The sequence below is a fragment of the Mesorhizobium sp. M7D.F.Ca.US.004.03.1.1 genome (assembly GCF_003998635.1).
Lineage (GTDB): Bacteria > Pseudomonadota > Alphaproteobacteria > Rhizobiales > Rhizobiaceae > Mesorhizobium > Mesorhizobium loti.
Map to the genome: position 1 here is coordinate 1 of NZ_RZQG01000729.1, position 3078 is coordinate 3078.

3 protein-coding genes and 2 pseudogenes are annotated in these 3078 nt (G+C 61.3%); 2 read left to right on the forward strand and 3 right to left on the reverse strand.

The genetic code is table 11. The features are described from left to right. Nucleotides 1-298 (forward strand): annotated as a pseudogene (locus tag EN935_RS28785) (polyphosphate kinase 2); the annotation flags it as partial. A gap of 65 nt (nt 299-363) precedes the next feature. On the opposite strand, the gene EN935_RS28790 reads toward EN935_RS28785, so the two are convergent. The 3 genes from EN935_RS28790 to EN935_RS28800 all read right to left on the reverse strand — a co-directional run bounded on the left by EN935_RS28790 (nt 364) and on the right by EN935_RS28800 (nt 2594). Beyond that, the gene (locus tag EN935_RS28790) at nt 364-1113 is read right to left on the reverse strand and encodes an enoyl-CoA hydratase-related protein (protein WP_109666788.1); all 750 of its coding nucleotides are present in this window, start codon (nt 1111-1113) and stop codon (nt 364-366) included. A 14-nt stretch (nt 1114-1127) separates the two neighbouring features. Next, a complete protein-coding gene (locus tag EN935_RS28795) occupies nt 1128-1766 on the reverse strand; it encodes an acyl-homoserine-lactone synthase (protein WP_109666519.1) in 639 nt (212 codons plus the stop codon). Between the two features lie 96 nt (nt 1767-1862). After that, complete coding sequence (locus EN935_RS28800; RefSeq protein WP_109666516.1) at nt 1863-2594, reverse strand: LuxR family transcriptional regulator; 732 nt, start codon at nt 2592-2594, stop codon at nt 1863-1865. Between the two features lie 292 nt (nt 2595-2886). Between EN935_RS28800 and EN935_RS28805 the strand changes: the two are divergent. Further along, a pseudogene (locus EN935_RS28805) lies at nt 2887-3078 on the forward strand (amino acid ABC transporter); the annotation flags it as partial.

Sequence of the window (3078 nt, forward strand, 5' to 3'; positions counted from 1 at the left end):
CTTTCACGACCGCCGCTACAGCCCGCTGAAGAGCTGGAAGTTCTCGCCGATCGACGTTGCCGGCATCACCAAGTGGGACGATTACACCAAGGTGCGCGACACCATGTTCGAGCGCACCCACAAGGAGTTCGCGCCATGGATCATCGTGCGCGCCAATGACAAGCGACGCGCGCGGCTGGCGGTCATGCGGCGCATCCTGTTGTCGCTGCCCTACGACGGGCGCGATCTCGACGTGATCGGCAAGGAGGACAAGAAGATCATCGGCGAAGGGCCGTCTTTCCTGGGAAAACAGGACTGACGCTTTTTGCGCCGCGCAGCCAAGGCCGCGCGGCGCTCTTCATCGGCACCTTTCGATCGGACCGTTCAGGCCGCCAGCCGGGCGATGCGCTGCAATCGGCGCAGCGTGGTGTCGTCCTGCAGCGCCTGCTGGAAAAGCGAAATCTCCTGGTCGATGCGGTCGCAGAGCGCCTGGGTGTTTCCCTTCAGCAGGCCGCGCGTCTGCAGCAAGGCAGCGACCGGCTTCTTGACAAGCTGCCTTGCCCGGCCGAGGGCCGCCTCCTCGACGCTGCCGCCCGGCACGATCTCGGCGACAAGGCCGAGCGCCCTGGCGTCCTCGGCACGAAGCGTGTCGCCGAGGCAGAAGAAGCGGAAAGCGCCGGCATAGCCGAGCTTCTGCGGCGCCAGGATGCTGGTCGCCGCATCCGGCACCAGGCCGAAATCGACGAACGGCACCCTGAAGGTGCTTTCATTGGACGCGATCACCATGTCGCAATGGAACAGGATGGTGCAGCCGACGCCGACGGCATCGCCGTCGACGCAGGCAAGGATGGGCTTGGGAAATGTGGCCAGCGTGCGGAACAGGTCCGTGACGGCCGCGATCAGTTTCTGGTGCTTGGTGGCGTCGAGAAATTCGGAGAAATCGCCGCCGAGACAGAAACAGCCTGCCAGGCCGCGCAGCACGACGACGCGCACCTCCTCATTGTCGGCGGCTTCATGGAAGGTCTTTGCCAGGCTTTCATAGGCTCTCCTGTCCAGCACCGGCCGGCCGTCATTCGACGACACGGTGACGACAAGCGTGTGATTGCGGAGTTCGGGTTGTGGATGTGCGCTCATGACTGTCTCCGACCTCATGACGCTCGCCTTTGGCCGAGCATGTCGGGATATCCCCTGGCCAGCACGGGAGCAAAATGATTGCGGCGCGACCGCACCACGTCGAGGGTATGCTCGTTGAAGGTGAGCAGGGTTGCGACCACCTGCTGGTTGCCATAGGTGCGCTGATAGCCCAGCGGGGTCGCCAGGAAGTGCAGCTGCAAAGCGCGCAGTACCCACATCGGCTCGAACTCGATGATCACCTTGTCGACGCCGCGCTTTAGCCCCCACTCGACGAAGCCGGCGATCAATTCGGTGCCGACGGTCGAAACGCCGCGGCGGCCATCGCGAAAACCGGGAGCCACCGCATAGCGGGTCAATTCCCAGATGTTCGGACCCGATGGCGGGATTCCTTCGGAAAGGTCGGTCAAAACCTCGGTCAGCAGATGAGGCCGCGTGGTCGGCAACATCCTTTGATAGCCCGCGACTTCGTCACCTCTGATGACGATCTGATGGATGGCCTCGTCATGATCGAACTGGTCGCGTTCGAGCCCGTCGGGCCGCCTGAGATCCTCCCATCCCATCTCCTCGACAAATATCTTGTAGCGCAGCCGATGGACGGCCTCCCAAAGGTCGGGACGTTCCATCAATTCTTGGGTTGTAAGGGAAAAAAGCATTCCGGCGTCTCCTGTGTTCAGAGGAAGATACGGCCGTGCTTTGGTGAGAAAATTGCGTGATCGCGTAGGCAAGGATTTCAGGTCGGCACGGCCGACCTAACTAATGTAGCCGCGCCTTATCGCTTCCGCGACGGCTTGAACCCGGTTGACGGCACCGAGTTTGCTTTTGGCGTTAAGAAGATGTTTCTCCGAGGTGTGTTCGGAGATACCGAGGATTTGCGAAATCTCCCACTCGGACTTGCCCACTGCGGCCCATTGCAGGCATTCGCGTTCGCGCGGCGTCAGCACGATATGATCGATGCTCTTGCTCGCCATGGTGTGGAGTTGCATGGCGCGGCCAACCGCATAGGTCGACACCAATGACACCTGGCCGAACTCGGCAGCGGACAATTCCACGGCCTCGCCGCCCAGCGACACCATGACGATCTGGCCGTCGAGCGTGACCAACGGGAAGGCCAGCCCATCACGCAGTTTGAAGGCGCCGGCATCGCCCATCACTTCGCCGCTGCTCTTGTCTATGCGGATGCTCTGCGACGCCTCGCGCCACTGGAAGGGCGCCTGCAACTGTTTCATGTGGCTGACGACCGGGTCGTGGTCGACATAGTTGCGCGCGACATAGCGCTCGAGCCACTCGCCAGGCCAATCGCAGAGAAGCACATGCTGCTTTTGCTGGCCGGCCGGCGTGCCTGGCTGCGGTACGGTTCCCGCCATCAGTGCGGTGAGACCGAAATCCGCCGTTATGCCCAGCAGCCTTTCGCAGACCGCCGCCGCCGTTGCGGCGTGCTGCAGTTGGTCTATGAATTCCAGCGTGCGATCGAACTGACTCATCGCAACATCAACCCCATGTTGCCTCATGCATTGCGGCCAATGATGCGTGCCTGATTTACACTTCGCCACCGACCACGGATTGCAAACCGCATTCTTATTCTGTGGCTCCGACCTTGATCCTCTCACCAAGGCGGCCAAAGCTGATTTGCAAACCGGCTAAATCATATCCTGAAATCGGCGTGTTGAAATCAAAAACCATTGTGCCTGTACCATTTTCGTACCAAAACCGGTGCGAGCACGAGTGTGGCGGAGTTTTATCTTGGCGTTCCAGTGGAGATCCTTCGCCCTTGCGATGCTGATCGGATTGCTGTCGCTCGCCGATGGTGCGCGCGCCGCGGCGCCTCAGGTTCCGGTGCTGTGGGATGCCAAGGAGCGGCTGCCCAAGCCAGACCTTTCGGCGCTGCCCCGGCTGAGATTTCTGACCACGACAGATTTCCCACCCTTCAATTTCCTCGACGGCTCGGGAAAGCTGTCCGGCTTCCAC

What these genes read in the sequence shown, in the direction of transcription:
- EN935_RS28795 (WP_109666519.1), bottom strand. Translation starts at nt 1,766, where the DNA reads ATGCTTTTTTCCCTTACAACCCAAGAATTGATGGAACGTCCCGACCTT.
- EN935_RS28790 (WP_109666788.1), bottom strand. Translation starts at nt 1,113, where the DNA reads ATGAGCGCACATCCACAACCCGAACTCCGCAATCACACGCTTGTCGTC.
- EN935_RS28800 (WP_109666516.1), bottom strand. Translation starts at nt 2,594, where the DNA reads ATGAGTCAGTTCGATCGCACGCTGGAATTCATAGACCAACTGCAGCAC.